This window comes from Rhizobium sp. 007 (genome assembly GCF_015353075.1).
In the GTDB taxonomy this organism is placed as follows: domain Bacteria; phylum Pseudomonadota; class Alphaproteobacteria; order Rhizobiales; family Rhizobiaceae; genus Rhizobium.
Window position 1 is genome coordinate 1703695 of the sequence record NZ_CP064187.1, and the last position, 24151, is coordinate 1727845.

22 protein-coding genes are annotated in these 24151 nt (G+C 61.1%); 7 read left to right on the plus strand and 15 right to left on the minus strand.

What is annotated here, in order from left to right; translation table 11 throughout:
* Positions 1–8 precede the first annotated feature (8 nt).
* The 5 genes from ISN39_RS08655 to ISN39_RS08675 form a co-directional block, all read right to left on the minus strand.
* Positions 9–1250 (minus strand): cysteine desulfurase, encoded by a 1242-nt coding sequence (locus ISN39_RS08655; RefSeq protein ID WP_074068276.1) that lies wholly within the window; start codon positions 1248–1250, stop codon positions 9–11.
* Between the two features lie 13 nt (positions 1251–1263).
* Positions 1264–2538 carry a Fe-S cluster assembly protein SufD gene (sufD, locus tag ISN39_RS08660; protein WP_194729775.1) on the minus strand — a complete coding sequence of 425 codons (1275 nt, stop codon included), beginning with the start codon at positions 2536–2538 and terminating at the stop codon, positions 1264–1266.
* A gap of 23 nt (positions 2539–2561) precedes the next feature.
* Positions 2562–3317: a Fe-S cluster assembly ATPase SufC gene (sufC, locus tag ISN39_RS08665; RefSeq protein WP_022715290.1), complete on the minus strand. Its 756-nt coding sequence runs from the start codon at positions 3315–3317 to the stop codon at positions 2562–2564.
* A 72-nt stretch (positions 3318–3389) separates the two neighbouring features.
* The gene (gene sufB / locus ISN39_RS08670) at positions 3390–4859 is read right to left on the minus strand and encodes a Fe-S cluster assembly protein SufB (protein WP_074068280.1); all 1470 of its coding nucleotides are present in this window, start codon (positions 4857–4859) and stop codon (positions 3390–3392) included.
* 141 nt (positions 4860–5000) lie between these two features.
* Positions 5001–6167 carry a cysteine desulfurase family protein gene (locus ISN39_RS08675; RefSeq protein ID WP_194729776.1) on the minus strand — a complete coding sequence of 389 codons (1167 nt, stop codon included), beginning with the start codon at positions 6165–6167 and terminating at the stop codon, positions 5001–5003.
* A 201-nt stretch (positions 6168–6368) separates the two neighbouring features.
* Between ISN39_RS08675 and ISN39_RS08680 the strand changes: the two genes are divergently transcribed.
* Positions 6369–7046 (plus strand): alpha/beta hydrolase, encoded by a 678-nt coding sequence (locus ISN39_RS08680; RefSeq protein ID WP_074068284.1) that lies wholly within the window; start codon positions 6369–6371, stop codon positions 7044–7046.
* Positions 7047–7049: 3 nt separating this feature from the next.
* Here the strand turns inward: ISN39_RS08680 and ISN39_RS08685 are convergent, their stop codons facing one another.
* Together ISN39_RS08685 and ISN39_RS08690 are read right to left on the minus strand one after the other, a co-directional pair.
* Positions 7050–7571 (minus strand): GNAT family N-acetyltransferase, encoded by a 522-nt coding sequence (locus ISN39_RS08685; protein ID WP_074068286.1) that lies wholly within the window; start codon positions 7569–7571, stop codon positions 7050–7052.
* Positions 7571–8689, minus strand: a complete 1119-nt coding sequence (locus ISN39_RS08690; RefSeq protein WP_194729777.1) for an anhydro-N-acetylmuramic acid kinase — start codon at positions 8687–8689, stop codon at positions 7571–7573. Before ISN39_RS08690 ends, ISN39_RS08685 begins: the two co-directional genes overlap by 1 nt.
* A 110-nt stretch (positions 8690–8799) precedes the next feature.
* On the opposite strand from ISN39_RS08690, the gene tyrS reads away from it, so the two are divergent.
* Entirely contained in the window at positions 8800–10056 is a 1257-nt protein-coding gene (gene tyrS / locus ISN39_RS08695; RefSeq protein ID WP_194729778.1) for a tyrosine--tRNA ligase, read from the plus strand.
* Between the two features lie 48 nt (positions 10057–10104).
* On the opposite strand, the gene ISN39_RS08700 is transcribed toward tyrS, so the two are convergent.
* On the minus strand, positions 10105–13503 hold the full coding sequence (locus tag ISN39_RS08700; protein ID WP_194729779.1) for an AsmA-like C-terminal domain-containing protein: 3399 nt from the start codon (positions 13501–13503) through the stop codon (positions 10105–10107).
* 122 nt (positions 13504–13625) lie between these two features.
* Between ISN39_RS08700 and ISN39_RS08705 the strand changes: the two genes are divergently transcribed.
* From ISN39_RS08705 to ISN39_RS08725, 5 genes are all read left to right on the plus strand, one after another.
* Entirely contained in the window at positions 13626–14099 is a 474-nt protein-coding gene (locus tag ISN39_RS08705) for a peroxiredoxin (protein ID WP_074068294.1), read from the plus strand.
* Positions 14100–14110: 11 nt separating this feature from the next.
* On the plus strand, positions 14111–14920 hold the full coding sequence (locus tag ISN39_RS08710) for a ferritin-like domain-containing protein (RefSeq protein ID WP_194730133.1): 810 nt from the start codon (positions 14111–14113) through the stop codon (positions 14918–14920).
* A 101-nt stretch (positions 14921–15021) separates the two neighbouring features.
* A complete protein-coding gene (locus ISN39_RS08715) occupies positions 15022–16332 on the plus strand; it encodes a M23 family metallopeptidase (protein ID WP_194729780.1) in 1311 nt (436 codons plus the stop codon).
* Positions 16333–16489: 157 nt separating this feature from the next.
* Entirely contained in the window at positions 16490–17983 is a 1494-nt protein-coding gene (locus ISN39_RS08720) for a DEAD/DEAH box helicase (protein ID WP_194729781.1), read from the plus strand.
* Between the two features lie 7 nt (positions 17984–17990).
* The gene (locus ISN39_RS08725; protein ID WP_074068301.1) at positions 17991–18413 is read left to right on the plus strand and encodes an NUDIX domain-containing protein; all 423 of its coding nucleotides are present in this window, start codon (positions 17991–17993) and stop codon (positions 18411–18413) included.
* On the opposite strand, the gene ISN39_RS08730 is transcribed toward ISN39_RS08725, so the two are convergent.
* Genes ISN39_RS08730 through ISN39_RS08760 form a run of 7 tightly spaced genes read right to left on the minus strand, consistent with a single transcriptional unit; the run spans position 18414 to position 24099 of the window.
* The gene (locus ISN39_RS08730) at positions 18414–18731 is read right to left on the minus strand and encodes a TfoX/Sxy family protein (protein ID WP_194729782.1); all 318 of its coding nucleotides are present in this window, start codon (positions 18729–18731) and stop codon (positions 18414–18416) included.
* 2 nt (positions 18732–18733) lie between these two features.
* Positions 18734–20368: a molybdopterin-binding/glycosyltransferase family 2 protein gene (locus ISN39_RS08735; protein WP_194729783.1), complete on the minus strand. Its 1635-nt coding sequence runs from the start codon at positions 20366–20368 to the stop codon at positions 18734–18736.
* On the minus strand, positions 20365–21072 hold the full coding sequence (locus ISN39_RS08740; protein WP_194729784.1) for an XdhC family protein: 708 nt from the start codon (positions 21070–21072) through the stop codon (positions 20365–20367). The genes ISN39_RS08735 and ISN39_RS08740 overlap by 4 nt, the downstream gene beginning before the upstream one ends.
* On the minus strand, positions 21072–21401 hold the full coding sequence (locus ISN39_RS08745) for an XdhC family protein (RefSeq protein ID WP_074068307.1): 330 nt from the start codon (positions 21399–21401) through the stop codon (positions 21072–21074). Before ISN39_RS08745 ends, ISN39_RS08740 begins: the two co-directional genes overlap by 1 nt.
* On the minus strand, positions 21398–22657 hold the full coding sequence (locus ISN39_RS08750) for a VWA domain-containing protein (protein ID WP_194729785.1): 1260 nt from the start codon (positions 22655–22657) through the stop codon (positions 21398–21400). Before ISN39_RS08750 ends, ISN39_RS08745 begins: the two co-directional genes overlap by 4 nt.
* Before the next feature lie 2 nt (positions 22658–22659).
* The gene (locus tag ISN39_RS08755) at positions 22660–23583 is read right to left on the minus strand and encodes a MoxR family ATPase (protein WP_194729786.1); all 924 of its coding nucleotides are present in this window, start codon (positions 23581–23583) and stop codon (positions 22660–22662) included.
* Positions 23584–23604: 21 nt separating this feature from the next.
* The gene (locus ISN39_RS08760; RefSeq protein WP_039845008.1) at positions 23605–24099 is read right to left on the minus strand and encodes a flavin reductase; all 495 of its coding nucleotides are present in this window, start codon (positions 24097–24099) and stop codon (positions 23605–23607) included.
* Positions 24100–24151: the final 52 nt, after the last annotated feature.

Below are 24151 nucleotides of genomic sequence, written 5' to 3' on the forward strand. Positions count from 1 at the left end.
GACACTCCTCAAGCAAAGAACTTGCGCGCATATTCCAGCGCGTCGGCCAAGGCATCGACCTCGGCACGTGTATTGTACATGCCGAAGGATGCACGGCATGTGGCGGTGACGCCGAAGCGTTTCAAGAGCGGCATGGCGCAATGCGTGCCGGCACGCACCGCAACGCCCTGCCGGTCGATGACCATCGAAACGTCGTGAGCGTGAAGACCGGCGAGTTCGAACGCAAAAATGCTGCCTTTACCGGGTGCCGTTCCGAAGACGCGCAGCGAATTGATCGACCGCAGCCGCTCGCCAGCATAGGCCGTCAGTTCGGCTTCATGACGCGAAATCGCCTCGCGCCCGACCTTCTCCATATAGTCCAGCGCATAACCGAGGCCGATCGCCTGAACGATCGGCGGCGTCCCGGCTTCGAAGCGATGCGGCGGGTCGTTGTAGGTGACCGCATCCTCGGTCACCTCAAAGATCATCTCGCCGCCACCCTGGAATGGACGCATCTCGCGAAGCCGGTCCTTCTTGCCGTAGAGCACGCCGATTCCCGAGGGACCGTAGAGCTTGTGGCCGGTCATGACGTACCAGTCGCAGTCGATATCCTGAACATCGACAGGCAGGTGCACGGCACCCTGCGAACCGTCGATCAAGACCGGAATGCCGCGCTCATGAGCAATACGGCAGACTTCCTTGACCGGAACGATCGTGCCGAGCGCATTCGACATATGCGTGATCGCGACAAGCTTGGTGCGCTCCGTCAGGCTCTTCTCGAAGTGCTCGATATGAAAGGCACCTTCGTCGTCCACCGGCACCCAGACCAGCTTGGCGCCCTGCCGTTCGCGGATGAAATGCCAAGGGACGATGTTGGAGTGGTGCTCCATGATCGAGACGACGATCTCGTCGCCCTCGCCGATCTTCGGCATGCCCCAGCCATGCGCGACCGTATTGATCGCCTCCGTCGAGGATTTCGTGAAGACAATGTCGTCGACCGACGGCGCATTCAGGAAACGGCGCACTTTTTCGCGCGCGCCTTCGTAGGCTTCGGTTGCGGCATTGGAGAGGAAATGCAGGCCACGGTGCACATTCGCATATTCGGTCGAATAGGTCCGCGAGATGGCGTCGATGACGGCCTGCGGCTTCTGTGCGGACGCGCCGTTGTCGAGATAGACCAGTGGCTTACCATAGACCTCCCGCGCAAGGATCGGAAAATCCTTGCGGATGGCTTCGACGTCGTAGGTGGCTGCCGGTACTATCTTGTCCATGGCGCTTTTCCGATCAGGCGTGCTTTTCGAGCCAGGCCGAGATGACGCCTTCCAGCGCCTCGACCAGGGCTTCGTCTTCAAGTTCTTCGACGATCTCCGCAACGAAGGCATTGACGAGCATCGCGCGGGCCTTGTTCTCCGGAACGCCGCGCGCCATCATATAGAAGAGATGATTGTCATCGATGTCGGTAACGGTCGCACCGTGGCCGCACTGGACGTCGTCGGCGAAGATCTCAAGCTCCGGCTTTGTCGAAAAGTCGGCATCGTCCGACATCAGCAGCGTGTTGCAGGACATCTTCGCATCGGTCTTCTGCGCGTCAGGCGCAACCCGGATCATGCCCTGGAAGACCCCCTTGGCGCGGTCGAAGACGACGTTGCGGATGATCTCCGTAGAACCGGTGTGCGGAACGTTGTGGCCAAGCACCATCGTCACGTCGGTATGCGTATCGCCGCCGAGCAGGTTGATGCCCCGGAGCGTCAGGTCCGCACCCTCGCCCGTCACCTTGATATGCATTTCCTGGCGCACCAGCTTGCCGCCAGCGTTGATGACAAAGAGCTTCAGCTTGGCGTTGGCGCCGAGATCGATACGGATCTGGCCGAGATGCGTATCCTCGCGGCCCTGCTGCTGCAGGATGATCCAGATAAGTTCCGTGCCCTCGCCGATCGTGACGTCACTGACATGGGACACGAATGCCGCATCCCCGGTCACCGACAGGTGACGCTCGATCACGGTTGCCTTGACGTTTTCGCCGAAGGACACCGGCAGGCGGGTATGGATCTGGCCGCCGGCGTGAACGACGTCGATCTCCAGCGGCTTATCGAACTCAGTCTTTGCAGGGATATCGACGACATAGCCGTCGCGCACGAAGCTGCCATTGATGCGGCCGACGGCGTCATCGGCGCCGAGCGCACCGAGCGCGGCGGCAGCCGAGCCGTCGATCAGGCGCTGCGCGTAGCTGGAAATTTCGAGGTCGCCCGCCCTTACGCTAGGGTCCGCATGGCCCTGCACGATCGAAAGAACCGAAGAACCTTCGATCAACGGCTCGATCTCTTTCGACGCGGCGTCCCCGGCAGTGGCCGGCACCTCACGCAGCAGGTTCTTGAGGTCGGTATAGTGCCAGGCCTCGATCCTCCGTGTCGGCAGGCCGCCCTTCTTCAGGTCGTCGAGCAGCCGGTCGCGGGTCGCCGTCACGGCGCCGTCGCCCGGCAGATCGCCGAATTGATTGTTGAAAGCCTCAACGAGCGCCGCTTCCGCGGCAGTCAGGCGGCTCGTCGTCTGCATGTTCATGAGACCCGTCCTTTCCGCCTGAATCAGGCTGCCGCTCCGATGATGTCGGCGTATCCGTTGGCTTCGAGCTCATAGGCCAGCGTCTTGTCGCCGGACTTGATCACCTGGCCCTTGTAGAGGACGTGAACGGTATCTGGAACGATGTAATCGAGCAGGCGCTGGTAATGGGTGATGACGACCACCGCACGGTCCGGCGAGCGCAGTGCGTTGACGCCATCGGCAACGATCTTCAGCGCGTCGATGTCGAGGCCGGAATCGGTCTCGTCGAGCACGCAAAGCTGCGGCTGAAGCAGCGCCATCTGCAGGATCTCGGCGCGCTTCTTCTCGCCGCCGGAGAAGCCGACGTTCAGCGGACGCTTCAGCATCTCGGTATTGATCTGCAGCTTGCCGGCCGCGTCCTTGACGAGGCGCATGAAATCTGGCGTCTTCAGCTCTTCTTCGCCGCGCGCCTTGCGCTGCTCGTTCATCGCGACCTTCAAGAACTGCATGGTGGCGACACCCGGGATCTCAACCGGATACTGGAAGGCGAGGAAAATTCCCTTGGCGGCGCGCTCGGCAGCGTCGAGCTCGAGGATGCTCTCGCCGTTGTAAAGAATATCGCCTTCGGTCACTTCATAATCTTCGCGACCCGCGAGAATATAGGAGAGCGTCGACTTGCCAGAGCCGTTCGGCCCCATGATGGCAGCGACTTCGCCGGCCTTCACCGTAAGGTCCAAGCCGCGGATGATTTCGGTGCCGTCTTCGGCGATGCGGGCGTGCAGGTTTCTGATTTCGAGCATGGTTATGTCCCATAAAAAGCAATCGTAGAAAGGCGCGCCGCGCGCGCCATCGCGTAGTCGTTTCGGTTGGCGTTAGCCCACGCTGCCTTCGAGCGAGATGCTGATCAGCTTCTGCGCCTCGACGGCGAACTCCATCGGCAGTTCCTGCAGGACTTCCTTGACGAAGCCGTTGACGATCAGCGCGATCGCCGCTTCTTCCGGGATGCCGCGCTGCAGGCAATAGAAGAGCTGATCTTCGGAGATCTTCGAGGTCGTCGCCTCGTGCTCGAAATGTGCCGTCGAATTCTTTGCCTCGATGTAGGGCACCGTATGCGCGCCGCACTTGCCGCCGATCAGCAACGAGTCGCACTGCGTGAAGTTGCGCGCGTTAGAGGCCTTGCGGTGGGCCGAAACCTGACCGCGATAGGTGTTCTGCGACACGCCGGCGGCAATACCCTTGGAAATGATGCGGCTCGAGGTGTTTTTGCCGAGATGGATCATCTTGGTACCGCTGTCGACCTGCTGATGGCCGTTGGACACGGCGATCGAATAGAACTCGCCGCGGCTATCGTCGCCGCGCAGGATGCAGGACGGGTACTTCCAGGTGATGGCGGAGCCGGTCTCGACCTGCGTCCACGAGATCTTCGATCGGTCGCCGCGGCAATCGCCGCGCTTGGTGACGAAGTTGTAGATGCCGCCCTTGCCCTGGGCATCGCCCGGATACCAATTCTGGACGGTGGAATACTTGATTTCGGCATCGTCCAGCGCGATCAGTTCGACGACGGCGGCGTGCAACTGGTTTTCGTCACGCTGTGGCGCCGTGCAGCCCTCGAGGTAGGACACATAGGCGCCTTCCTCGGCGATGATCAGCGTGCGCTCGAACTGGCCGGTATCCTTCTCGTTGATGCGGAAATAGGTCGAGAGCTCCATCGGGCAGCGGACGCCCTTCGGCACGAAGACGAAGGAGCCATCCGTGAAGACGGCGGAGTTCAGCGTCGCGTAGTAATTGTCGGTCTGGGGAACGACGGAGCCGAGATACTTCTGCACGAGTTCGGGATGTTCTCGGATCGCTTCGGAGATCGACATGAAGATCACGCCGGCCTTCTTCAGCTCTTCCTTGAAGGTCGTCACGACCGAAACGGAATCGAAGACCGCATCGACGGCGATCTTCGGCTTCTCAACGCCGGCAAGGATTTCCTGCTCGCGCAGCGGGATGCCCAGCTTCTCATAGACCTTCAGAAGCTCCGGATCGACTTCAGCCAGCGACGACGGGCCTGATGTGCTCTTCGGCGCAGCGTAATAGTGGATTTCATTGAAGTCGATCTTCGGATAGTCGACGCGCGCCCATGTGGGCTCGTCCATCGTCAGCCAGCGCTTGTAGGCTTCAAGGCGCCATTCGAGCATCCATTCAGGCTCACGCTTCTTGGCGGAGATGAAGCGAATGATCTCTTCGGACAGGCCCTTGGGTGCCTTGTCCATCTCGATGATGGTTTCGAAACCGTATTTGTACTGGTCCACATCGATCTGGCGGACGCGTTCAACCGTTTCTTGGACGGCGGGCATGTCGTTCTCCAATCTCGCCGGGGAAAGGTCCGGCAGCTTGTCTTGGGGAAATTTTCCTTACCCCGTATGTAGGTGGCCAAAAGGCGCTTTTCAGCCCGATTGGCAAGCGGAAATTTGTGTTTCCGCAATTTAATGAGGCCGTCAGGCGGCCTCTCCGGCCGGCCTGCACCGCCCGGCTATCTTCGCAAAGGCGGCGACCGCCCTGTCGATTTCCTCTTCCGTCGTCGCAAAACCGAGCGAGATGCGCAGCGCGCCCATTTTCGGGTCGCCGCCCATGGCCACAAGAACATGGCTTTCGCCGACCTTGCCGGACGAGCAGGCGGAGCCCGCCGAAAGCGCAACGCCTTCGAGATCGAAGGCGATCTGGCCGGTCTCGGCCTTGAGGCCCGGAAGCGTGAAGAAGCTCGTATTCGATACCCGCGGCCCGTCCGCGCCATAAATCAGTAAACCGGGCGCTGCGCGCCGCATTCCGGCCTCAAGACGGTCGCGAAGCCTTTCAAATCTGCTATTGCGCTCGTCGAATTCGGCAAGTGCCGCGGCTGCGGAGGCACCGAAGCCAATGATGGCGGCGGAATTTTCAGTCCCCGAACGGTGACCTTTTTCCTGGCCACCACCGCGGATCAGCGGCCTCGGCATCAGAACTTCACCGCGCGAAACAAGCGCGCCGGCGCCTTTCGGCCCGCCGAGCTTGTGTGAGGACACGATCAAAAAATCGGCACCGAGCTCGTTGATGTCGAGCTTCAGGCGTCCTGCTGCCTGCACCGCATCCACTACGAGAAGTCCGCCATACGTCTGTACGATCTTGGCGGCTTCGCGGACCGGCTGGACGATACCCGTCTCGTTGTTGACGAGCATGATCGCCACCATCGGCAAGCCCGGGGCCTTGTCGTGGCCCGCAAGCAATCTCTCCAGCGCTGCCAGATCCACGACACCTGCGGACGTAACTGGAATCTCGGTCGTCTTCTCAGCAGGAAAGCGCCCGCCTTCTCGCACGGCCGGATGCTCGACCGCCGAATAGTAGAGATGGTCGATCGCAAGCGGCGTGCGCCCCATGCGGAAATCCGGCGTCAGCACCATATTGGCCGCTTCCGTCGCGCCGCTGGTAAAAATCACATTTGCCGGTTCAGCCGCGGTCAGCGCCGCAATCTGGCGGCGCGCACCCTCGATCGCAGCGCGTACGGCGCGGCCTTCGCCGTGAACAGAGTTCGGATTTCCAAACAGAGCAAGCGCGCTTAGAACCGCCTCGCGCGCTGCGGGATGCAGCGGCGATGTCGCGTTCCAATCAAGATAAAGGCGGGGCGGCGCCATGCTCTTTTGTCCTGCGCTTGATCCTGCTAGGCTGCCACGGTTCATTTTCCTTGAAATTTCCGCCGGGCTTGCCTTATGACACGTCCACGATGCGTGGATCGCATGCAAGTTTCGAATTGTTCTAAACTGCGTTTTAGAAAAGCTGACAACGTTCGTCAAGTCTAAGCAGCAGGAACGCGAAAATAAAAACCCGGAGTACCGATGCCCGAAGTCATTTTCAACGGCCCAGCCGGCCGTCTTGAAGGCCGCTACCAGCCCTCCAAGGAAAAAAGCGCGCCGATCGCCCTTATCCTGCACCCGCACCCGCAGTTCGGCGGCACGATGAACAACCAGATCGTCTACCAGCTCTTCTACATGTTCCAGAAGCGCGGGTTCACGACATTGCGCTTCAACTTCCGCGGAATCGGCCGCAGCCAGGGCGAATTCGACCACGGCGCCGGCGAGCTTTCGGATGCCGCTTCCGCGCTCGATTGGGTGCAGAGCCTGCATCCCGATTCGAAGACCTGTTGGGTCGCTGGCTATTCCTTCGGCGCCTGGATCGGCATGCAGCTGCTGATGCGCCGCCCGGAAATCGAAGGCTTCATGTCGATTGCGCCGCAACCGAACACCTACGACTTCTCGTTCCTGGCGCCCTGCCCGTCTTCCGGCCTGATCATCAACGGCGACGCCGACAAGGTCGCGCCGGAAAAGGATGTCAACGGTCTGGTCGAAAAGCTGAAGACGCAGAAGGGCATCCTCATCACTCACCGTACCGTGCCGAATGCCAATCACTTCTTCAACGGCCAGGTCGAAACACTGATGGCGGAATGCGAGGACTATCTCGACCGCCGCCTGAACGGCGAACTGGTGCCGGAACCGGCAGCGAAGCGTATTCGCTGACAATCAAATGTCGGTGGCGCCGAGCTCGAATGTCGGCGCCACAAAGCCGTCGATCAGCCGCGGCGCGACCGGCCGCATTCCGATCTTCTTCAGTACATGCTGCGAGGCGAAGTTTTCCGGATGCGTGAAAGCGATGAAACGCGTAGCGAAGCCCTTGTCGAAGAACCACATCGCAAGCGCACTGGCCACTTCCGTCGCATAGCCCTTTCCCCATTCTTCCTCGCAAAGCGCGTAACCGAGTTCGAATTCGTTCTCGTCGCGGTCATGCATCGAAATGCCAGCGCGGCCGATGAAGCGGCCGTCATCTCTGCTCAGGAGCTTGTACTTTGTCGTACCGTCCTGCGCATTCTCTTTGAACCAGCTGGCAAGCCGCTCCTCGCACTTCTCGATGCTCCAAGGCGCGCCGCCGGACATATAACGCGTTGTGCCGATCGTCGAATGCAGCGTGCGGACGAGTCCCGCATCGCTTGCGTCCCACATCACCAGCCGCAGCCGCGACGTTTCGAGAATAAGCGTTCCCACCATCATGGCCTCGCAAGAATGCCGCCGCTGACTGGTTCCCTGACGCCGGTCGTGCCCGGAAAAGTCAGCGGCAGTCCCTCCAGCGACCGGACTGCTAGATAGGCCCAGGCTTCAGCTTCCATGGCATCGCCGTTGAAGCCCGCAACCTCGGCGGAGATCACGTCGGCATTCTGGCGGGCAGCGAGATCAGCAAGATCGCGCATGATCGTGCGGTTCAGCCGTCCGCCGCCGCAGACAATGTAGAGCGTCGGCATCACCGGAAGGTGACCGGCCGATTTGATGATCGAGGCGGCAGCCACATAGGCGAGCGTCCTCGCACCGTCCGCGAGCTCGGCGTCCGCTCCGCTCGGCGGTAGAAAGTCATTGCGATCGAGCGAACGGCGTTTCCCCGCAGTAAAGAACGGGCTTTCCAGATACAGCTCGGCCAGTTCGGCGACGATCTTGCCTTCCGAAGCAATCATACCGCCCTGGTCGAACGGAACTCCGGCATTTGTCTCGACCCATTGGTCGATCAAGGTATTTCCCGGCCCGCTGTCATAGGCGACGATCGAGCCGTCGGCGCCGATATAGGTGAGGTTCGAGATGCCGCCGATATTGACGAAGCAGACCGGCAGCTTTGCGTCTCGAAGAGTCCCAGAAAGCGCCGCATGATAGGCCGGCACGAGCGGCGCACCCTGCCCGCCATGCACCATGTCGTTCGCCCGCATGTCGTAGACGATCGGGATGCCGGTCTCGCTCGCAAGCAACGGCCCGTCGCCAAGCTGGACGGTCAGCGCCTCCTCCGGCCGGTGCAGCACGGTCTGGCCGTGGAATCCGACGACATCGATCGAGCTTCGATCCAGACCGCAACGATCGAGAAACTCCGTAACGGCAGATGCATGACGCAGCGTGAGCTCTCGCTCGATTGTTGCAAGTTCGCCGGGGCGTTCCTTGCGCCTGAGTATGGATTTTGCGCCTTCAAGCGAAAGCTTCAGCCTGTCGCGAAAGGCCGGATCGTAAGGCACACCCAGAAACGGCCCGCGTTCCACGCTGGCTTCACCGTCCGTACGAACCAGGGCGACATCGATCCCGTCCATCGACGTTCCGCTCATCAGGCCGATTGCGGTTCTTATTTTACCCATCCATCCTCCAAAACATTCCGAACGGAATAGTGCACTTTCGGCAAAACAGTGCTAAACGCGCCGCGGCAGTTCAACAAGTATCAATCCGACACCCCCGAAGAGACGAAGTCATGTCCGAGTTCAAATCCGATTTCCTGCGCATCCTGAAAGAGCGCGGCTTCATTCATCAGATCTCCGATGAAGCAGGCCTCGACGATCTGTTCGCCAAGGAAACCGTGACGGCCTATATCGGCTTCGATCCCACGGCGCCGAGCCTGCATGCAGGCTCGCTGATCCAGATCATGATGCTGCACTGGCTGCAGAAAACCGGCCACGGCGCGATTTCACTGATGGGCGGCGGCACCGGCATGGTAGGCGATCCGTCCTTCAAGGAGGAAGCACGCCAGTTGATGACCGTCGAAACGATCGAAAGCAACATCGCCTCGATCAAGCGTGTCTTCTCGAATTACCTGACCTACGGTGAGGGTCCGAAGGACGCCTTGATGATCAACAACGCCGAATGGCTGCGTTCGATCAACTACCTCGATTTCCTGCGCGATGTCGGTCGCCACTTCTCGGTCAATCGCATGCTGGCCTTCGACAGCGTGAAGACGCGTCTCGATCGCGAACAGTCGCTCTCGTTCCTCGAATTCAACTACATGATCCTGCAGGCCTACGATTTCGTCGAACTGGCAAAGCGCTACGGCTGCCAGCTGCAGATGGGCGGTTCCGACCAGTGGGGCAACATCATCAACGGCATCGACCTCGGTCACCGCATGGGGACTACACAGCTCTATGCCCTGACCTCACCGCTTCTGACGACATCTTCCGGCGCCAAGATGGGCAAGTCGGCGACCGGTGCCGTCTGGCTGAACGCCGATATGTTCTCGGCCTATGACTTCTGGCAATACTGGCGCAATACCGAAGATGCGGACATCCCGCGCTTCCTCAAGCTTTACACCACCTTGCCCATGGACGAGATCGCACGCTTGTCTGCGCTCGGTGGCTCGGAAATCAACGAGGTAAAGAAGATACTCGCAACCGAAGTAACGGCGATCCTGCATGGCCGCACCGTTGCCGAAGAGGCCGCGGAAACGGCTCGCAAAACCTTCGAAGAAGGCGGGATCGCCGAGAACCTCCCCTCCGTCGATGTTCCTGCATCCGAACTCGACGCCGGTATCGGCCTGCTTTCGCTGATGGTCCGCGCCGGCCTTGCTCACTCCAACGGCGAAGCCCGCCGTCACGTTCAGGGCGGAGCCGTGCGCATCAACGACCAAGCGGTCAGCGACGAGCGTAGGCTGATCGGCAGCGGTGAAATCACCGCCGATGGCGTCATCAAGCTGTCGCTCGGCAAGAAGAAGCACATCCTGATCCGCCGCGCGGCCTGAGCCACACGGTATCGAAATCCAAGGAAGCCGGCCTTCGCGCCGGCTTTTTTATTGGAACTCGAAGATGTTGCGGAAAACGCCCGGCGCAATGATCGACAGCGGATTGATCTGCATGGCCGGATGGTCGAACTTGCCGGTCAGCTTGAACGTGATGCCGATCAGGCCGCGATCCGAACCGTTCCCGAGAATGATGCCAATGACCGGCAGTTCGGCAAACAGCCGGTTCAAGCCATAGGCCGGCATGAAGGTGCCGGTCATATCCATGTTGCCGCGCTGATCGCGGATCACGCCCTGGAACGTGGCCCCGATCTGATCGCCGCGCACCACGCCGTTTTCGATACCGACCACGCCGCCGCGGGACACGACGCGCGCGAAGCCGCGCTGGAAGCGCTGCGCGGAAGTGTCGATATTGCGTTTGACGGCGGAATTGAGGCTGCGCTGGTTCTCACCGACCGGCGTTGAAACGATCGAGTGCAGGCGCTGTTCGTTGACGATGGCGAAGCGGCGTATATCGACCGAGCCATCCCAATTGCCGCCGTTGCCGAGCCTGATCGACATGTTGAGCAGCCCGCCCTGCATATGCTGATAGAGATCGGCGAAGCGCGAGACGGCACCGGCATCGCCGCTCGTGATATTCAAGGCACGGCTTTCCCTTGTCTGGCTGACGACCGCCTCGCCGCTGCCGGTGATGCCGGAAAAGTTCAGCGCCTGCAGCCGGCCGCCGCTCGATACGTACCTGGCCTCGAAATTGCCGATCTTTTCATCGTTGAAGCCAACGACGCTGTTGAGATTCGCACGAACAGAGACGCTGGCACTGCCACCACCATCCCCGTCGCTGTCGCCCTGTCCGTTCTTCAGTCGTGCAAGGATCGGACGCGCATCGGCAGTGTTCCCAGATACCGAAACGTCGAAATTGCCCCTGTTGCGCCGGATCGATATCGCAAAGTCATCAAGGGACGAAAGTCTCACGCTGTCGAAATCGGCAGACTCGAGGTCGCCCTTGCTGAGGGCAAACGAGCCGCTGGCGCCAAAGCCGTCGCCCTTCAGACGGAAACTCCTGATCTGCGTTTTCTCGGGCGGTCCCGATACTTCGAATTCCGCCGTTGCGCCGATCCCGCTTCCCTTCGCCCAGCCGATCCAGGGAAGCTGCAACGACGCCTTGTCGAGATCGATCTGAACATTCTGGCGTTCCTCATCGATTTTGGTCAGCTGCATCGTCAGGCTGCCGTCGATGATCCCGGATAGGCCAGGAAGCACCTTTGCGCGCTGAGCGTTGTTCAGCGTCGCCGTGATGATGCGCTGCGGCTTGACGCCGGACGATTTGTCGGTCGGCTCGACAAGCTCGATCTCGGCGGGCACGCCGTCGATCTGCCCCTCGGCGTCGAGCGCCACTTGCTGCGGATCGGCGTCGAGCGCGCCGTTGAGACTGGTAATCATCCGGCCCGACACCGGCTTGCCGACATCGACGCCGCTGAGCTGCATGGTCGCCTTCCATTCGGGCGGCGGAGGATCCTGCGATCTCAGAAGGCCAAGCCGCGCCTCGACGTCGGCGGTGATCTTGCCCTTCAGGTCGCCAGGCACGAGGCCGGCGCGCTGCAGGACCTGGACCGGCTTGTAGGTCAGGAGTTCGCCCACCGCATCGGCATCGCCGGAAATCGCGAGCTTCATTTCCGCCATCAGTGGCTTCTGGTAAGTCGAGGGCAGTACGAACTGACCCTCTCCGAGGCTGACGGAACGGCCCGACGCAAAATATGACGTGCCACTCTTGATCGAAATCGTCGCCCTCTGGCCGGTCAGATCGAAATGGGCGGACGTATCGCGGATCGGCGGAATATCGCCTGCCACGTTCATGCGCGCATTCGCGATATCGAAATTGATACGGATTTGCTCATCGCCGAGTCTCAGCCCCTTGCCGACGGCCTCGTCCAATTTCCCGGACGGAATGAATACGGAGATCGACGCATTCGTGACCGTGCCGCCGAAGAGATTTCCCAGAACCCATTCGCGCGCCCTGGGCGCCATCCAAAAGGGCCAGAGCTGCTTGATCGCAGCCGTCTGAAGCTGCTGCGATTGTCCGACGAAGCTGATTTCCGGCGATTTGTCGCCGAATTTGACATGAAGCGATCCGAACAGCTGCCCCAGAGGACTAGAAACTGTCATGCCCGCGAACTGCAGTTCCCGCGAGGCGACGAGATAGCGGCCGGTCGTCTGGATATCGAATGGGAGCGGCTGTTCGCCCGACCCCACCGGCGCAGCCGTGCCGCCGCTGATCAGGAGATCGATGCCAAAACCCTTGCCGACGGCCGGATCGAGCTTGTCGAGGTCGATGATTGCGCCGTTGAACGGGACGGCGGTGTTGCCGAACTGCGCTTGCGATCTTGCGATCTCAAGCGTCTGCTTCGTAAAGTCATAGCCGAGATTGATGCGGCCGCCGGAAAGCTGCTGCTCGTCCCCGTCGACATAGATCGACCCGGGCGCAAGATCCGCCCTCGCGGCCAGGGACGGCGCAACATCGCCCGCACCCCGCACGGCGGAAACGGCAACGTCCGCAAAACTGTTCACGCCCTGCCGAATTTCCCCGAGCCCGTTCCTCTTCAAGGTAAATGGCGTCAGATCGGCATGGGTGAGTTTTGCCATGAACCGCGACGCTTTCCCGGCGCTCTTTTCAGCAAGCACGTCCAGCATCGCCACTTCGCCGTTGATCGCCACCTCGCCCGTCAAATGCAGCGAAGATGGCCCCGCATGCGCAAAGACCAGATTGTCGACCACGATCGAAAGCGGACCATTCGCGGTATCGGCGAGCTTGATGTCGATGCCGGAGAGACGCACGGTATCCGTACCCCCGCGCTCAACAAAATCGTCCAGGATATCGAGATGAGAAAACGCAGCTTCCATCGCCTGCGGAATTGCGTCGATGCGAAGCTTGCTTAAGTTCAGCGGGCTGCCGGACGGCAGAAGGGCCGTGTCGAGCGCAATATCGTCGGCTTCAATCGCCGTCACGGCCACCCGGCCGCGAAAAAGCGCAAACGGATCGAGCGCCATGCGCATCGCGCCAGTCGTCGACAGATGCTGCCCGCTTTCCTGATCGACCATATTGACGTTACGGGCTTCAAGCGCGAGCTGTGCACCGGAGGTGAAACGGATGACGGTCGACCCCACCTCTGCCCGGTAGCGGGGACCTATCGCCGAATTCAACGCCGTCTGCGCCTGGCGCGACAGCGTCGCGTCGAACATTCCGCTTTCGATAGTGAAAATGATCGCCGCCAGAACAATGAGAACGGCGGCAAAGCAACCAGCCGTCACATTGGCCGCACGTCGCATGCGTGAACGCCGCGGCGGCGGGCAATGCACGATGATGGGGTCTTCGGCCTGTGCGGAGGGAAGCTCATGCAGCGCGACGATGTCTTTTTTGCGAAACGTAATCTTTTCGCCGCGGATCACCGACATGCGCTTTGGATAACCCCGAGTTAGAATGTGGCCGCCCGGTCTGGCGGGACGATTTGAGCTTCAATATATATCCGCGGAACATAGTGTCATCCATAAACCCGGCAAAAGAAAGGTTTCCACATATGGCGGTTCTCGGCATCGGCGCCACGGCGCCGGATTTCAACCTTCCCCGCGACGGCGGCGGGCGGGTATCGCTTGCCGATTTCCGCGGAAAATCGCTGGTTCTGTTCTTCTATCCGAAGGACGATACGACCGGCTGCACCGCGGAATCGCTGGCCTTTACCGCTCTGGCCGACGAATTCGATGCCGCGGGAGCGGCGGTCGTCGGGATGTCCCCTGATTCGGTCAAATGCCACGAACGCTTCATCAAGAAGTACAGCCTTTCCGTTGCGCTCGCCTCGGACGAGGAGAAAACGACGCTGCAGGCCTATGGCGTCTGGAAGGAAAAGAGCATGTATGGCCGCAATTTCATGGGTGTCGAGCGCACGACCTTTCTGATCCGCACCGATGGTACCGTCGCGATGATCTGGCAGAAGGTCAAGGTACCCGGCCATGCCGAAGACGTTTTGAAGGCCCTCAGGAACCTTACTGCGTGAGCACGCTTTCGATGACATCGCTGCGCGGTGGCGCGATCGAGGCCATCCGTTCCGCCGATCTCGATCGCAAGACAGCTCTGGCGCAGGAAGCTGCGACCCGCTGGTTCGAACGGAGGGTTTCCCTACGTTCGCCGCGCGATGCGTCGCTGCCGGATAGGCCGGGCCGCCCCGAAAAGCCGACACTGGTACCCCCGACGCAGGTCGAGAGGCGCTCGCTGCACACCATCAACGGCCGCATCGCGCTTCTTCACGCGATCGCCCATATCGAGCTCAACGCCGTTGACCTGGCGCTCGATATCGTTGCGCGGTTTGCCACCGAAGCGGTCCCCAATTCTTTCTTCGACGGATGGATGCAGGTTGCCTTCGAGGAGGCGAAGCACTTCCGCTTGGTGCGCGGGCGGCTGCGCGATCTTGGCGCCGATTACGGCGATATGCCCGCGCATGACGGCCTTTGGCAGGCGGCGCACGCGACCAGAAACGATCTGACGGCGCGGCTTGCCGTCGTTCCCCTGATTCTCGAGGCCCGCGGCTTGGATGTCACGCCCTCGCTGCAGGCGAAGATGCGTGAAACCGGCGATCTCGAAAGTGCGGCCGTCCTCGATGTTATCTACAATGACGAAAAGGGGCATGTGGCAATCGGCGCCAAATGGTTCCGCTTTCTCTGCGCCCGCGAGCGCCGCGACCCGGCCCAGACCTTCAAGGAGCTGGTGCGTGCAAACTTCCGCGGTCCGCTAAAACCGCCATTCAACGACCTGGCGCGCGCCGAAGCCGGCCTCACGCCTTCTTTCTATCGCTCATTGACATCGACCAGCAATCTATAAACCTATGCGTGCATTAATATGCCCGCTAAGGTATTTGTTAACCATAACAGTGTGTAATCATTCCTGATCGAAGCACGGGCGCATCAATTGGGAGATTCTCCGTGACGCATGCACAGCATAATCGCGTATTCGGCAAGCGTTCGCAGGAACATATCCTCATTCTCGCCAGTGGCGACAAGGTCCGGCACGTAACGATAAAGCCGTGGATGGCAGCCCTCGGCTTCTGTTTTTCCGCCGTTTTCGTGATCGGCTATCTGCTTGCAACCTCCTACCTCGTCCTTCGCGACGACCTGATCGGCGCCACCATGGCGCGCCAAGCCCGCATGCAGCATGATTATGAAGATCGCATTGCGGCCCTTCGTGCGCAGGTCGATCGGGTCACCTCGCGTCAGCTGCTCGACCAGCAGCTGGTGGAAGACAAGGTGGACAAGCTTATGCAGCAGCAGATGGCGCTGACCTCGCGCCACGGCAAGTTTGGCTCCCTCCTCGACCGTGCGGAAAATTCCGGCCTGACGAGGAAGGATGAGATGATACCGGCTCAATCCCTCGTGCCCGAAGCAAAGGACAAGCGTGCATCGCTTTCAGCCGGTGCCCGGGCGATCGACAAGCTCCTGGCAGGCACGGACGAACCCGCCGACGCAACGCCCGACAATTCCACGCTCGCCTACGTCCCCACACCCGAAACCGTCGGCGATCGTGCCGACCGCCTGTTCTCGAAGGTCACGCTTTCACTGAAAGGCGTCGAGGAAGAGCAGCGCGCCCGCGTTGAGCAGCTGACCGTGGATGCGGGCGATGCCGCCAGCAATATCGAGAAAGTCCTGACCCGCTTCAGGATTGCCGTACCGGAGCAGGCAGCCGTCAAGCCCGATGATGATGACAGCGCTGTCGGCGGTCCCTATGTCGAGCCGGAAAACGGCGACAACTTCAACAATTCCCTCGCGCAGCTCGATACCGCCCTGACCCGGCTCGAAGCCGTTCGCAGTACGGCGGAATCCCTGCCGTTCCGCAATCCGGCCATCGGCAAGGAAATCACCAGTCCCTTCGGCAATCGGCGCGATCCTTTCCTCGGACGTCTCGCCCTTCATTCCGGCGTCGACTTTCGCTTTGCTGCGGGCGAAAAGATCCGCCCGACAGCCCCCGGCAAGGTCGTCAATGCCGGCTGGACGGGCGGCTACGGCAACATGGTCGAGATCGATCACGGTAACGGCATTTCTACCCGTTACGGCCACATGTCGCAGATTCTGGTGAAGGCCGGCGACACGGTTGGCCGCTCGGATGTGATCGGTCTTGCCGGAAGCACCGGCCGCTCGACGGGCACCCATTTGCATTACGAGGTACGCCAGAACGGCCGCGCGGTCGATCCGGTGTATTTCTTGAACGCAGGCTTGAAACTCGCGACTTATATCAAATAACCAATTGCAGTAACCACAGTTTTACCTGTTCGACGGCTGCAGAGCCCGTATTCCTTGACTTGCAAGCCGTTTGGGACTATGTCGCGCTGCATTGCGGCATGCAATCCCGCCGACTCAACCAGAGTATGGCCGAACCTGAACGGAAATAGTTTTCCCCTTGACGACATTTGCTGACCTTGGCCTGAGCCAAAAAGTGCTTTCCGCCGTTACCGACGCCGGCTACACGATCCCCACTCCTATTCAGGCAGGAGCAATCCCGTTCGCCCTGCAGCGCCGTGACATTTGCGGGATCGCGCAGACAGGAACGGGCAAGACGGCATCCTTCGTATTGCCGATGTTGTCGCTGCTGGAAAAGGGCCGCGCCCGCGCCCGCATGCCACGAACGCTCATCCTCGAACCGACGCGCGAACTCGCCGCGCAAGTCGCGGAGAACTTCGAAAAATACGGTAAGAACCACCGCTTGAACGTCGCGCTGCTGATCGGCGGCGTTTCCTTCGAAGACCAGGACCGCAAGCTCGAGCGCGGTGCAGACGTTCTCATCTGCACGCCCGGCCGCCTGCTGGACCATTTCGAGCGCGGCAAGCTTTTGATGAGCGCCGTCGAAATCTTCGTCATCGACGAAGCCGACCGAATGCTCGACATGGGCTTCATCCCCGATATCGAGCGTATTGCCAAGCTCATCCCCTTCACGCGTCAGACACTGTTCTTCTCGGCGACCATGCCGCCGGAAATCCAGAAGCTCGCCGACCGGTTCCTGCAAAATCCGGAGCGAATCGAAGTCGCAAAGCCGGCCTCCGCCGCCAAGAACATCACGCAGCGTTTCGTTGCTTCGCACGGCAAGGACTATGAGAAGCGCGCCGCCCTGCGCGATCTGGTCCGCGCGCAGGAAGACCTGAAGAACGCCATCATCTTCTGCAACCGCAAGAAGGACGTGGCCGACCTCTTCCGCTCCCTCGAACGCCATGGCTTTTCCGTCGGCGCGCTCCACGGCGACATGGACCAGCGCTCGCGCACCAACATGCTTCAAAGCTTCCGTGATGGACAGCTGCAACTGCTCGTCGCCTCCGACGTCGCCGCCCGCGGCCTCGACATTCCGGATGTCAGCCACGTCTTCAACTTCGATGTTCCGATTCATGCCGAGGATTACGTGCACCGCATCGGCCGCACCGGCCGTGCAGGCCGTTCCGGCGCTGCCTTCACCATTGTCACAGGCCGTGACCAGAAACATGCCGACGCGATCCAAAAGCTGATCGGCGAGAAGGTCGAGTGGCTGAATGGCGATCTTTCCGCTCTTCCGCCTCCGGAACCCGGCCGCGAAGACGATCGCCCACGCCGCGCAGGTAGCCGGGATCGCGACAAGGGCCGTGGCCGCGTCAAGGAGCGCCGGGGTCATAAAACTGATATCGGCGCCGATGATAATGCCGCCGAAGCCATCGAAGCAGCAGCACCAGCAAAGGCCGAAAGCGTGAAGCACGAGCGCAAAGCAGAAAACAAGCCGCAGAACAACGCGCGCAACTCTCGGCCCTATCCGGCAAACGACGATAATCGCGAGCGCCGCCGCTATCGCGACCACGACGACGGCCCGACGCCGGTCGGCTTCGGCGACGACATTCCCGCCTTCATGCTGATCGCGGCAAACGCCAAGGTTTGATCGTCCGATGGGCAAGCCTGGCATTCATTTTCCAGGTCTCGGCGTCGGCCTGGTGATTTTGCGCGACGGCAAGATCCTGCTTTACAAGCGCATTCGTGTGCCTGAGGCCGGTCATTGGAGCATCGTCGGCGGCAAAGTCGATCATATGGAGCCAATAGCCGAAGCCGCGCGCCGGGAAGCCGAGGAAGAAACCGGATTGACGATTGCTCGAACCGAACTTCTCGGTCATGCGGAAGTGATTTCAGGCGCCGATGCGCAGCATTGGGTCTCGTTTCTCTATATAGCTAGAGAAGTCAGCGGCGATGCGCAGTTGACGGAACCGGAAAAACTCTCGGATTTCGGCTGGTTCACGCGATCAGAACTGCCGACACCACTTTCCGACTTTGCCAAGGCCGCAATCGGTTATCTCGACAACGAAGACTTCCGCTGATCATTCGGCTCTAAGCGCCGCCTCATAGGCAAGCCGCACCCATCTAGCCATTTCATCCGGATCGTCATAAGCCGCGTCCGGGATCGACCAGTAAGGCATTTTCAAAGGATTGCCCTTCTTGCCCTCATAGAACCATTGGCTGGAGCCTGCTGCGGCAAACTCCGGCGAGCTCTTGTCGTCGGCCTTGAGCAACACCTCGCCGCCAACTTCGACCGCGACGATACGGCCGAGGTGATAGATGCCCTTGCCGCCGAACATACGCTTGATCGTCACGGGGCCGAGCCCCTGAAACATTTCCTCTATACCGGCCGCGTCCATTGCTATCCCTTCAATATGCCGCCTGCTGCGGCAATCGCCTCCGGCGTATCCACGTCAAGATGCGCACTTTCGCCGATATCGACATCGACGACCGGCAGCCGCGCCGTCTCGACGATGTGGCGCGCGCCGACATCGCCTTCGAGTGAAAGCACTGCATAATACAATGATCGCGGCAGAATGACCGGATTTCCGCGTTTGCCTCCGGAGACCGCCCGAACGATCGCCCGGCCCTCGGCCTGCTCGAATGCGCCGATCAAGTGATCGAGGTCCGCCGTCGAGACCCCCGGCATATCAGCAAGCATGACAAGGACGCCCTCGGCGCCGTTCGCATGGGCATGTGCGAAGCCGGCCGCGAGAGAGCTTGCCATGCCGGAGGCATAATCGGCGTTGAAGACCGGCTGCACGCTCAAGCCTTCAAGTGCTGCTTCAATCTCAGCACGGCGATGCCCCGTTACGGCCGTAACCGATAAAGCCCTGCTGGCAACAGCAATGGATGCCGAGCGGCGCACCAGCGGCATGCCATCGAATTCCGCCAGCAGCTTGTGCTGGCCGCCCTCGCCCATGCGGCGCGCTCTGCCGGCGGCAAGCAGGACGATCGCAACGGAAGCGTCGGCACGTTTCCTGGCAGGCACATCGCGCGGCTGCGGCCGCGATTGTATCTCCATTAGCAGGCCTCCGACGCCCATTCCGGTCACCTCATGCGCGCTCGGCTCTTCACCGGCCAGAATGCGGTCGAGAACCCAGTCAAAACCGTTTTCCTTCGGACTGCGGGCGCAACCAGGCGCACCGACGACATAAGTCTCGCCGATGCTGCCGAGGACCATCAGATTTCCCGGATCGACGGGCATGCCGACGCTCAAGATACGCCCGCCCGCCTCGCGTATTGCCTGCGGAATGACATCCGCCGCGTCGATGACCGCCGAGGCACCGAAGACGATGACGAGCTTCGGCGCCTTCTCCGGAATCCTCATGATATCCTGGATCGAAGCGGCAAGAGCCTTGGTCTCATGCGGCACGCGCCGCTCCCGCAGCAGACGATTGCCGCAAGCAGCCAACCGCCGCTCAAGGATGCGCGCCGTCTTGTCCATCACCGACACTTTCAGCGAAGGCAGTTCCGTGGCAATCAGCGAAACGGCATGGTCGGCAAACAGCTTCACCTGAAATGGCCCACTCGCGCGAAGCTCCGCACAGGCGGCAATTATCTTCGCGCCCGGAACCGCCAGGGGAATGATCTTGAAGGTCGCCACCATATCGCCGGCGCTGACATGTGTATGATCGGCAAGACAGGCGAGCGTGATCGCCGGGTCGATGCGGTTCAGGCGATCGACGGCCTCCCGGTCAGCCACGAAAAGCCCGTCCGCCGCAGCATAGATGTTGACGCGGCCGGTCGCAGCCTCCGAAAAGCGGAGATGATCGGGCGCGATTGCCTCACTCAGCCGTGCGGCCGCTTCGTCCTCGCCTAGATCGCCGTCCTCCAGGCGTGCCGCAACAATCTTCTCGATGCCCGAGCTCTTCAGCCGCTCGACGTCGGCAGCGTCAACCACATGCCCTTTGGGCAAAGTCCCATCCGGCATCTTGACGGAATGGGCGAGCATGAGCCCTTCCGCACCGCCGACATCGAATTCGCCAAAGATCATGCTTTGTCACCTTTCGGAGAGGAGACGTCGCGCGAGCGCAAGGCTTGGATGATCTGCGCAAGGATCGCAACGGCAATCTCCGCCGGGCTGGAGGCGCCGATATCAAGCCCGATAGGGCCATTGATCCTCGCCAGTTCGCCGTCGGAACAACCCTCCTTCTTCAGCCGCTCGAGACGCGAACCGTGGGTCTTGCGGCTGCCGAGCGCTCCGACATAGAAACAGCCCGTTCGAAGCGCCTCGGCGATCGGGAAATCATCGATCTTCGGATCATGCGTGACCGCGACGACAGCGGTATAGGCATCGAGCGGACGGTCCTTCAGCACATCGACCGGCCAGTCGGCGGTGAGATCTATGCCGGCGAAACGCTCCGGCGTTGCAAAGGCGCTTCGCGGATCGATGATGCGGACATCGAAGCCGGCAAGCGCCGCCATCTGCGCCAGGACCTGGCTAATATGGACCGCGCCGATGATGACGATATGGGCTGGCGGCAGGTGCACATTCAGAAAGTACCTGCCGCCATCGATGTCGCAGATGCCGGACTTGCCGGAGCGGAATGCCGCAGCGACGGTATCGCTCAGTGCGCTATCGACCGGCCCGCCTTCGACGATCACGCGATCCGTTCCATGCTCCAAGTTGGTGACCAGCATCACGGCCTTGCGTGCTCGGCGGGCGGCGTTCAGCCGCTCCAGATTGGCGGCGTCCATCAGGTAAGCCTTTCGACAAAGACGCGGATCCGGCCGCCGCAGGATAGCCCGACGCGCCAGGCGGTCTCGTCGGCAACCCCGAATTCCAGCATCTTCGCCTTGCCGTCGCCGATGACGTCCATCGCCTCCGCGATCACCGCACCTTCGACGCAACCGCCGGAGACCGAGCCCTCGAAATTGCCGTCACCATCGATGACCAGATGGCTGCCGGCAGGACGGGGCGCCGAGCCCCAGGTTTCGATGACGGTCGCGATCGCCACACTGCGGCCGCTTTTCATCCATTCCTCCGCCGTCATCAGCGGATCGAGGTCGAAAGACGTCTCGCTCATGCAAAACCTCTCATTCTGTCGAGATAGCGCCGCGGATCGTGCGCCGGTGATCTGCCCGCGTCGAGCGCCGCAGCAAGGTCGCTCAAGGATGATAGATTGTGAACCGGACGGAGTTCGTCAACATGCGGCAACATGGCGCGAACGCCGCGAGCCCGCGGCTCAAAGCCCTCGAAGCGCAGAAGCGGGTTCAGCCAGATCAGCCGCCGGCAGGATCGGTGCAGCCGGTCCATTTCTTCGGCCAGCAATTCGATGCCTTCCCGCTCCAGCCCGTCGGTGATCAGCAGCACCAACGCGCCCTGCCCGAGGACGCGGCGTCCCCACAGCCGGTTGAACTCCCTCACCGTTTCGCCGATACGAGTGCCGCCCGACCAGTCCTTCACCGCGGCAGCACATTCGTTCAGTGCCTCGTCCGGATCCTTGTGGCGCATCTGCCTGGTGACATTGGTGAGCCGCGTTCCGAAAAGGAACGTATGGACGCGGCGCCGGCTCTCCGTCAGCACGTGCAGGAAATGCAGGAAGATACGGGTGTACTGGCTCATCGAGCCCGAAATATCCGCAAGCACCACCAAAGGCGGTTGGATCTCTTTCTGTTCGCGATAGCGCGGCAGGATCAGCGACCCGCCGGTGCGCAGCGCCGAGCGCATCGTCGCGCGCGGATCGACCTGCCGGTGAACATGCGATTGCCTGAAACGCCGAGTTGGAACGCTGTCGAGCGGCAGTTGCAGCCGGACCAGTTCTTTTCTCGCCAACGCAATTTCCGCCGCCGACATTTGCGCGAAATCCATCCGGCGAAAGACTTCGTTCCCGGAGGTGGTGAACCGCGCGTCGATCTCGATATCCGGCTCATCACGAGGGGGCCTATTGTCGCGCCGATCACCGAGAAGCGCATCGCTGGCGCGCGTTTCGCCCGCCTTCGCCTTTTCCCTTCGACGGTTGTCCGGCGCCTGCGGCAACATCATCGCAATCATCTTCTCCACGAGATCGCGGGAGCGCCAGAAAAGCCGGAAGGCTTCGTCGAAGACAGGCCTGTCCTCGTGCCGTTTGACGAAGACCGAAAAGAGCGCCGCGTGGAATTCCTCGCGCGAACCCATGCCGATCGCCTCGACAGCTTCGATAGCATCGGCAATGGATCCCGGACCGATCTTGAGCCCGGCGTTACGGAGCGCCCTGGCGAAGAAGACGATATTGTCGGCAAAGCGCCCCTCGGCCGGCGGCGGCGGAACGACGATCCCATCCTGCGCAGGTTGCGTTTTCATCTTTAACCCGCTGCCCTCAACTCGTCCTTGACCTCGGTCAGCACACGAGCGCCTTCGCCGCCATGAATGCGCGCAATGTCGTCCTGGTATTTCAGGAGCGTACCGATCGTGTCGGAAATGGTCTCCGGATCGAGCGCCAGACGGTCGAGTTCGGTCAGCGCCGTCGCCCAGTCGATCGTCTCTGCCACGCCGGGGTTCTTGAAGAGATCGAGCGTGCGCAGCTTCTGCACATAGGCGATAATCTGCTGGGAGAGAGCCTCGTTGCAGCCGGGCACCTTCCGGCGGATGATCTCCAATTCCTGCGCGGCCTCCGGATAATCGACCCAGTGATAGAGGCACCGGCGCTTCAACGCATCGTGCACTTCGCGCGTCCGGTTGGTCGTGATGATGACGATCGGCGGCTCGGCGGCCTTGATGGTCCCGAGCTCGGGGATCGTCACCTGGAAATCCGAGAGCACTTCCAGCAGGAAGGCTTCGAAAGCCTCGTCGGTACGGTCGAGTTCGTCGATCAGGAAGACCGGCGCACGGCCTTCCGCAGACGAAAGCGCCTGCAACACAGGGCGGCGGATAAGGTAGCGCTCGGAAAAGATATCGGATTCGATACGGCTGCGATCGGTCAATCCAGAGGCTTCGGCAAGCCGGATCTCCAGCATCTGCGCCGGATAATTCCACTCGTAGACGGCGGATGCGATATCGAGGCCTTCGTAGCATTGCAGCCGGATCAGCGGCCGGTCGAGCGCCTTCGACAGCACCTTCGCGATCTCGGTCTTCCCGACGCCGGCCTCTCCTTCGAGAAACAGCGGCCGCTTCATCTTCAGGGCGAGAAAGAGGACCGTCGCCAGCGACCGGCCTGCGAGATAATCCTCTCTTGCCAGCATGGCGATCGTCTCGTCGATAGACGCGGGCGGCAGCGGATGATCGGGCATGTCTCCTCCCTTTTAAGGGAGTTATAGCGTGTGGTAGTCGCGGTTCATATAGAGCAGCGCCGGTTTTGTTTCGTTGAAACGCACGGCCACGACCTCACCGAAAATGATGTGGTGGGTCGACATCTCCTTGATCTCCATCACCCTGCAATCGAAGGAGGCAAGCGAATCCCAGAGCACGGGCGCACCGGTGACCAGCTTGTCGAACTTGCCGGTCGCGAACCGCTCATCGTTGCTCATCGGCGTTCGTCCGGAAAAGGCGTCGGCCAGCGCCTGATGGTGCGCGCCGAGCGTGTTCAGCGCGAAAATGCCGCTCTGGAAGAAGATGTCGTTCTTCGGATTGCTGTTGTTGAGGCAGACGAGCACGCAGGCCGGATCGTCGGATACCGAACAGGCTGCGGTGATCGTCACCCCGCGGCGTGTCTCGCCAAGCACCGTCGTCACGAGCTGCACATGACCGCCGAAACGGCTCATGGCATCGCGATAGAGCTGCGGATCGATCGGCTGCCTGTTCAACAAATGCGGTCTCCTGCGGCCGCGCCGCCTATTCTTGTGCCGCTAATATGGATGC

Excerpts from the sequence above, each read along its gene's own strand:
- ISN39_RS08655 (WP_074068276.1), bottom strand. The coding sequence starts at position 1,250 with ATGGACAAGATAGTACCGGCAGCCACCTACGACGTCGAAGCCATCCGC.
- sufD (WP_194729775.1), bottom strand. The coding sequence starts at position 2,538 with ATGAACATGCAGACGACGAGCCGCCTGACTGCCGCGGAAGCGGCGCTC.
- sufC (WP_022715290.1), bottom strand. The coding sequence starts at position 3,317 with ATGCTCGAAATCAGAAACCTGCACGCCCGCATCGCCGAAGACGGCACC.
- sufB (WP_074068280.1), bottom strand. The coding sequence starts at position 4,859 with ATGCCCGCCGTCCAAGAAACGGTTGAACGCGTCCGCCAGATCGATGTG.
- ISN39_RS08675 (WP_194729776.1), bottom strand. The coding sequence starts at position 6,167 with ATGGCGCCGCCCCGCCTTTATCTTGATTGGAACGCGACATCGCCGCTG.
- ISN39_RS08680 (WP_074068284.1), top strand. The coding sequence starts at position 6,369 with ATGCCCGAAGTCATTTTCAACGGCCCAGCCGGCCGTCTTGAAGGCCGC.
- ISN39_RS08685 (WP_074068286.1), bottom strand. The coding sequence starts at position 7,571 with ATGGTGGGAACGCTTATTCTCGAAACGTCGCGGCTGCGGCTGGTGATG.
- ISN39_RS08690 (WP_194729777.1), bottom strand. The coding sequence starts at position 8,689 with ATGGGTAAAATAAGAACCGCAATCGGCCTGATGAGCGGAACGTCGATG.
- tyrS (WP_194729778.1), top strand. The coding sequence starts at position 8,800 with ATGTCCGAGTTCAAATCCGATTTCCTGCGCATCCTGAAAGAGCGCGGC.
- ISN39_RS08700 (WP_194729779.1), bottom strand. The coding sequence starts at position 13,503 with ATGTCGGTGATCCGCGGCGAAAAGATTACGTTTCGCAAAAAAGACATC.
- ISN39_RS08705 (WP_074068294.1), top strand. The coding sequence starts at position 13,626 with ATGGCGGTTCTCGGCATCGGCGCCACGGCGCCGGATTTCAACCTTCCC.
- ISN39_RS08710 (WP_194730133.1), top strand. The coding sequence starts at position 14,111 with ATGACATCGCTGCGCGGTGGCGCGATCGAGGCCATCCGTTCCGCCGAT.
- ISN39_RS08725 (WP_074068301.1), top strand. The coding sequence starts at position 17,991 with ATGGGCAAGCCTGGCATTCATTTTCCAGGTCTCGGCGTCGGCCTGGTG.
- ISN39_RS08730 (WP_194729782.1), bottom strand. The coding sequence starts at position 18,731 with ATGGACGCGGCCGGTATAGAGGAAATGTTTCAGGGGCTCGGCCCCGTG.
- ISN39_RS08735 (WP_194729783.1), bottom strand. The coding sequence starts at position 20,368 with ATGATCTTTGGCGAATTCGATGTCGGCGGTGCGGAAGGGCTCATGCTC.
- ISN39_RS08740 (WP_194729784.1), bottom strand. The coding sequence starts at position 21,072 with ATGGACGCCGCCAATCTGGAGCGGCTGAACGCCGCCCGCCGAGCACGC.
- ISN39_RS08745 (WP_074068307.1), bottom strand. The coding sequence starts at position 21,401 with ATGAGCGAGACGTCTTTCGACCTCGATCCGCTGATGACGGCGGAGGAA.
- ISN39_RS08750 (WP_194729785.1), bottom strand. The coding sequence starts at position 22,657 with ATGAAAACGCAACCTGCGCAGGATGGGATCGTCGTTCCGCCGCCGCCG.
- ISN39_RS08755 (WP_194729786.1), bottom strand. The coding sequence starts at position 23,583 with ATGCCCGATCATCCGCTGCCGCCCGCGTCTATCGACGAGACGATCGCC.